General features: G+C 56.6%; 6 protein-coding genes and 1 pseudogene. 4 read left to right on the top strand and 3 right to left on the bottom strand.

Annotated features, from left to right (window positions below):
* Positions 1–380: pseudogene (locus tag ACTF5F_RS05050) on the bottom strand (MBL fold metallo-hydrolase); the annotation flags it as partial.
* Positions 381–440: 60 nt separating this feature from the next.
* Entirely contained in the window at positions 441–686 is a 246-nt protein-coding gene (locus ACTF5F_RS05045) for a hypothetical protein (protein WP_438955789.1), read from the bottom strand.
* A gap of 325 nt (positions 687–1011) precedes the next feature.
* Between ACTF5F_RS05045 and ACTF5F_RS05040 the strand changes: the two genes are divergently transcribed.
* From ACTF5F_RS05040 to ACTF5F_RS05025, 4 genes are all read left to right on the top strand, one after another.
* Positions 1012–2349 (top strand): MFS transporter, encoded by a 1338-nt coding sequence (locus ACTF5F_RS05040; protein ID WP_438955788.1) that lies wholly within the window; start codon positions 1012–1014, stop codon positions 2347–2349.
* Positions 2342–3199 (top strand): alpha/beta hydrolase, encoded by an 858-nt coding sequence (locus tag ACTF5F_RS05035; RefSeq protein ID WP_438955787.1) that lies wholly within the window; start codon positions 2342–2344, stop codon positions 3197–3199. The genes ACTF5F_RS05040 and ACTF5F_RS05035 overlap by 8 nt, the downstream gene beginning before the upstream one ends.
* A gap of 101 nt (positions 3200–3300) precedes the next feature.
* Positions 3301–3981 carry an alpha/beta fold hydrolase gene (locus tag ACTF5F_RS05030; RefSeq protein WP_438955786.1) on the top strand — a complete coding sequence of 227 codons (681 nt, stop codon included), beginning with the start codon at positions 3301–3303 and terminating at the stop codon, positions 3979–3981.
* A 157-nt stretch (positions 3982–4138) separates the two neighbouring features.
* The gene (locus ACTF5F_RS05025) at positions 4139–4693 is read left to right on the top strand and encodes a glyoxalase superfamily protein (protein ID WP_438955785.1); all 555 of its coding nucleotides are present in this window, start codon (positions 4139–4141) and stop codon (positions 4691–4693) included.
* Positions 4694–4852: 159 nt separating this feature from the next.
* Here ACTF5F_RS05025 and phaZ read toward each other — a convergent pair whose 3' ends face one another.
* Positions 4853–6127, bottom strand: a complete 1275-nt coding sequence (gene phaZ / locus ACTF5F_RS05020; RefSeq protein ID WP_438955784.1) for a polyhydroxyalkanoate depolymerase — start codon at positions 6125–6127, stop codon at positions 4853–4855.
* Positions 6128–6206 lie beyond the last annotated feature (79 nt).

The following is a 6206-nucleotide window of genomic DNA, read 5'->3' as shown; positions in this document are numbered from 1 at the left end:
GGCATGTTAGAGCCCACCATAGGCACCTTATCCGTGGCTAGCATGCCCACTCCGCGACGGCGGGTCTGGGCTGCGGCGGACTTGTCCATGTCAAAGCGTACTTCCCAATCAGGATAGGCGAGCGACCAGACATAGTGGTTGGTCATATCCGCAGCGAGCACGAGCTGTTCGCCGCCGCTCTCGAGCATGTAGACCATGTGACCGAAGGCTGCCATGGACGTGACACCAGCACCGTCGCCGATGAACGTCATCTTCTCCACCAGTGGTTTGACCTTTTGATCGAAGCGGTCATTATCTGCCTGCGCCCAGTGATCATATTCGATCTGACCTGTCACATAGGCCGCGTTCTGGAACGTCGCCGCACCGGTGTCATCGGTCAAACCACCAATGTGGTCGCCATGCATGCGAGTAAGGACGACATGAGTGACATCATCAGCAGTCTAGCTCGTAGCCACCAAGGCCGAGGTTATCCCTCCAGAATTGAGACCCGTGTCAAAGAGGATGACCTCTGATCTGGCGTTCACCACGGTTGATGTGAAGTAAAATTGTGTCGCATCCGTCGGGATAAAGTTTTCGGTGCTGACGGCTTCAAAAGTGTCTTCATCCACGTTCAGGCCGAAGATGCATTGTGGTTCCTCGACTGCGCGTGATCCGGCGAGCAATGTCGTCACACGGAAGTCGAGCAAGTTGAAATCGCTGTGTACCGGTTTAGGGGCCGCAGATGCGTGTCCGTACGCTGAAACGCTGGATGCAAGAGTGGCTATGAGAGGAAGAGCGGCACCAGCAAGTAAAGCTTGTCGCCGAGAAACGGTCATGGGGAACTTATGTGTTTTCGTGAAGTTATGAATAGTGAAGTGCGATGCAGTAGGGCCAAGTCAAGAAATCTGCCTGTGCGAAAACACACACGCTTCCCTGAATATTTGTGATCTGAGCTGCTGCTACGTAACGTTTCGATTGGTTGCGTGGGTTGGTCCCATTAGGTTTCTGAGAATCGCGTTTTGGGAGGATCGCATGGCATTATCCGTTGGGCAGAAGGCTGGTTGGGGACTGGCCGATATGGGCATTGTTGTTTTTGTTATTGTAAAACAGCTGCTTATTCTAAATTTTTTGACAGCTTTCCTTGGGGTTCCGGTGGGAGTCGCAGGCCTTGTGACGACTGCCGTTTTGATCATCGATATGATCACGGACCCGCTGATCGGATACTTAAGCGACAGGACGAATGGACGGTGGGGGCGCCGCGCGCCTTGGATTTTCTGGGGCGCTTTGGTCATGGCGGCGGGCATGGTTGGCATGTTCGCGGTGCCGGAGGGCTTGGGCAGCACTGGCAATCTCACATGGGTCATCGCGTTCTTTATCGTGGCCACGATCGGGTTCACGATGGTGGCGATCCCATATAGCGCGCAAGCGGGGGAGATCACGACGGACCCGAAAGAGCGGTCTTCGATGACGGGCTTCCGCATGGCGTTCGCCAGCATCGGCATTTTGATCGGGGGTGCGTTGATCCCTGGTTTGGCCAGTGGCTTTGGCTATGCCACGGCGGCCTTGCTGGTTTGTCCGCTGGTGATCGGCGCAATTTGGCTGTCGATCTTCGCGACACGCAATGCCCCGCGTGGAGAAGCGCCTGAGGACATCAGCGTCGCCCGCGCCTTTGGCATGGTGATGAGCAACAAGCCCTTTATTGTGCTGGTGATGATTTATGGCATCATGACGCTCGCTGTCGCGTTGATTACGGCGGGGCTGCCGTTTGGGGCCTTGTATCTGATCCTTGATAATGGGGAGACGGCGCTGTCTGGAGCCGCGCAGGCGCTGACCGTGTTGAGCCTGATGTTTGCGGCCTTCGTGGTCGGGTCGATTTTGAGCCAAGCGGTTTGGGTGCTCTTGTCGCACCGGATGGGCAAGGTGATGGCTTTGGCGCTGGGCCTCGTCCTTTATATGGTGCTGCTCTACGTGCTGTATCGCGCTCTGCCTTCGGTCAACGTGACGGCGATTGCAGGACTCTTTGTCATCGCGGGGTTCACCAATGGGTCTTATCAGCAAATCCCTTGGGCGATTTATCCTGACCTGATGGACATCACCCGGCGCGAGAGCGGGATCGCGATTGAAGGAGCGTTTTCGGCAATCTGGCTCTTTGGTCAGAAGCTGGCCAATGCGGTGGCTCCTGCGGTGCTGGGCTTGATCCTTGCCAGTGCAGGTTGGCAAGAGACGACGGAAGGCGCTGTTGAGCAGACGCAAGGCGCGCTTGAGACGTTGCAGTTGTCGATCACGTTGATCCCTGCGGGCATCTTGGGCGTTGCGTGTTTAGCGCTGGTGTTTGTCTATCTGCCGATGCAGAGGCGCGCCCTTGGTTGAGCTGGTTGGCATAAGCGCGTGGCTGGCTCAGCGCGAAGCGACTGTGCCCGCCCTGCGCCCCGGATGCGAGAAGCGCATCCAGTGGGCCGCGAAGGAGGACCGGCAGACGCAGTGGTCTGTCGTGTTCATCCACGGCTTTTCGGCTTCACCTGGGGAGTTGTCGCCAATGCCGCAGATGATTGCATTGAACTTGCGCGCCAACCTGTTTCTGACGCGGTTGACGGGGCATGGGCAGGACGGCGCGGCCTTTGGTGCGTCGACCTATGAGGCGTGGCAGAAGGATGCCAACGAAGCATTTGAGATTGGGGCGGCGATTGGCGAGCGGGTCATCGTCATGGCCTGTTCCACCGGCTGCACTTTGGCCTCATTGGCGCTGGCATCGGGCTTGAAGGCCGCTGGGGTTGTCTATGTCTCCCCCAACTTTGGACTGCATAACAAGGTTGCCCAGTTCACTTTGGATCTGCCATTCATCAGGTACTGTGGGCATTTGCTGGCCGGGCGCGAACAGAGCTTTGAGGTGGAGAATGATCTGCACGCGCAGTATTGGACGACACGCTACCCCACCTCCGCCGTTTATCCGATGGGCGAAGCCGTGCGCCGCGCCCGCCGGATTGACTATGGAGCGCTCAAGATGCCCGCGTTTTTTGCGCTGAACGACAAGGATCAGGTGATCAACGCGTCTAAGGCCAAGAAGGTCATGGCGGCTTGGGGCGGGTCTGTGACGCATTTGCCGCTTGTCCAAGGGCCGGAGGACGACAAGATGGGGCATGTGATGGCAGGCGACGCCTTTAGCCCCAACCAGACGGAGACGCTGGCTGAGCTAATTTTGGACTGGGCACACTGTATCTGATCACATCGGCTTGTAGCCTGTCACCGGATTTGTCACATAAGCGACGGTATTGATTTAGGGTGGCTGTGATGGTTGCGGAGCCGATTTTATGCGTTCCTCCCATGATGTGTGATGTGCGGGTGTTTGGCCCGCAGCTTGGCGCGTTGTCTGCCGACCATGCGGTGATGTTTGCACCAACCACGCAAGGCGAACGGATGGAAGAAATCGCCAGCCAAATCCTAGGCTGGGCGCCATCGAAGTTTGCTTTGATCGGTGCGGGCATGGGCGGTGCTGTGGCTTTGGAGATCATGCGCCGTGCACCGGAACGTGTGACGCGGCTGGCGTTGATCTCAACCTCGCCTTTGGCAGAGACGCCGCAGCAAGCCTCTGCCCGCGAGCCGCATATCGTTGCGGCGCGGTCGGGGCGGTTTGCAGATGTGATTGGTAAGGAGATGCCATCGTCGTGGCTGGCGGATACGCCGCATCGGTTGGTGGTGTCCGATCTGGTACGCGATATGGCGTTGCATCTTGGGCCGGAGGCTTATGTCCGGCAAGCACGGGCGATGCAGAGGCGACGGGATCAACAATCCAACCTGCGCAAATTCAACATTCCATGTATGATCTTATGTGGGGATGAGGACGGACATGTTCCTTTTGGAAAACAAGAGCTTCTGGCCGAAATGATCCCCAACGCGCGGTGTGAGGTTGTGGTGGGCGCAGGGCATTTGCCAATGCTGGAACGGCCCGAAGCGGTGAACGAACATTTGGCATCATGGATGCGCATGGCGTTGGTGCTGCGGTAAGGTAAACTTGACAGATTGAGATGTCACTCCTGCATTTCGAGTGGGTTCGATGACACGCCGCGCGTGCCTTTGGGTATGGTGAATATAGCATTTTCTTTCTTCTGACTGGGATGAACCCGTCAGCAATACGCGCCCTGATGTCTTGCTGGTTCATCCTATGATGAAGGAGAACGGACATGCAGATTCGCGTGATCCAAAGACTATGGCCAAAACGCTGCGCAGCCTTTTGGTGGACGACAATGTCACCAAGAGCCATAGCGAGTGTTTGGAGATTGTTGCCAAACAACTTGGGTTTGCCGATTGGAACACGGCCAGCGCTGTCACCAACGGGCCAAAGACATCAACCGCGCTTGTTGTGCCTGAAGGCTGGCGGGTTGGCGGTGAGCAGGCGCAAGACTACCGCGTTGGGATTGATCCTGATGCCGCTGGTCCCCCAACCACTATCCGGAGTGTGCGGGACAGTGGTGAACAGAGCGGTTGGGCGACGTTGATGCAGAGCATTGATGGGGCGGCGTATCGCGGGAAGCGCGTGCAATTGACCGCTGATCTTAAGTGCGATGAGTGCTTGGGGGCTGCGACGCTTTGGCTGCGGGCTAACAGTGCGGATGGCCGTGTTCTGATGCTCAACAACATGGAAGCACAGACGGCGGATGGCTTCCTGACTGGCACCGTTGATTGGGCGCTGCGACAGATTGTGTTCGACGTACGCTAAGAAGCGGAGAGCTTGCACTACGGGTTCTATTTGCGGGCATTGGCAAATGCTAGGAGAAAGCGCTCAAGCTGAACGCAGTTTTAAGCGATCTGCCAGTGACGGTCGCGCCGGAGCGTTTGCAGGCAGAGCCTACAAACCTAAAGATGTTGTTGGCTGAACCTACTTGAGAGTGACAACTTTGGCGGACTTGCGGGGTTTCGCAGGTCCGCTGTTGGCTTCGATGAACTCTTTCACCAGTGGGCGGATATTGTTGCGCCAGCTTTTTCCCGCGAAGATGCCGTAGTGACCCGCACCTGGTTCGACGTGGGAGGCTTTTTTGCTGTCATCGAGGCCAGTAAGAAGGTCGAGCGCTGCGAGGCACTGACCAGGAGCGGAGATGTCGTCTTCTTCCCCTTCCACGATTTTGACAGCGACGTCGGTGATTTTACCAAAATCAACCTTGCGGCCAGCGACCACAAATTCGTTCTTCGCAATCTCGCGGTTCTTGAAGATACGCTCGACAGTAGAAAGGTAAAACTCCGCGGTCATGTCCATGACGGCCAGATATTCATCGTAGAAATTGTTGTGGCGGTCGTGATCGGCGGCTTCGCCTTTGGCGGCGCGGATGATTTGGTCGCGGAAGGCATTTGCGTGCATTTCGCCGTTCATGGAGATGAAGGACGCCAATTGTAGCAAGCCGGGGTACACCATGCGGCCGACACCATCGTATTTGAAACCGACGCGCTGGATCATGGTCTGCTCAAGCTGGCCCATGGTGACGGTGCGGCCAAAGTCAGTGACTTCGGTCGGATTCGCTTCTGGATCGACGGGACCGCCGACGAGGGTGAGGGAGCGCGGCTGAGATTTTGGATCTTCTTCCGCCAAATAAGCTGTAGCGGCGAGCGCAAGGGGCACGGGCTGACATACCGCCATCACGTGGGTGTCTGGCCCAAGCTCTTTCATGAAGTCGACGAGGTAGAGGGTGTAATCCTCAACATCGAATTTTCCGGCGCTGACAGGTATGTCGCGCGCGTTATGCCAATCTGTCATGTAGACTTCATAATCTGGGACCAGGCTGGTGACAGTTTTGCGCAGCAGCGTGGCGTAATGGCCAGACATCGGCGCAACGAGGAGGATGGTGGGTTTGATCTTTTCGCGGTTCTTCACACGGAAATGGATCAGATCGCCGAAGGGGCGCTCAATGATCTTATCGACGTGGACGCGGCGGTCTTTGCCCTGTTCGTTGGTGAAATCTGGGATGTTCCAATCAGGTTTGACAACCATGCGGGCAAATGTACGCTCCGTCACTTCGCCCCAAGCTTTGAGCCAATCCATTGCAGGGTTGGGCCTCATTGACATAAAAGGATAAGAAGCGAAGGCGTGTGCCGTGGCCCCAAGCCATTGGTTTGTATTGCGCGCCGACTCCATCAGGTCATACGTCATCATGTATTTCATATTCTTATCTTTCCTGATTGAGACACAGGCTCATTACACACGCAGATGCTGCAGCTGCAAACTAGGGCGGGGTTGGCCG

Source organism: Cognatiyoonia sp., from assembly GCF_965661665.1.
Lineage (GTDB): Bacteria > Pseudomonadota > Alphaproteobacteria > Rhodobacterales > Rhodobacteraceae > Cognatiyoonia.
The sequence above is the reverse complement of the archived record's forward strand: the minus strand, read 5'-3'. Positions and strand labels throughout refer to the sequence as shown.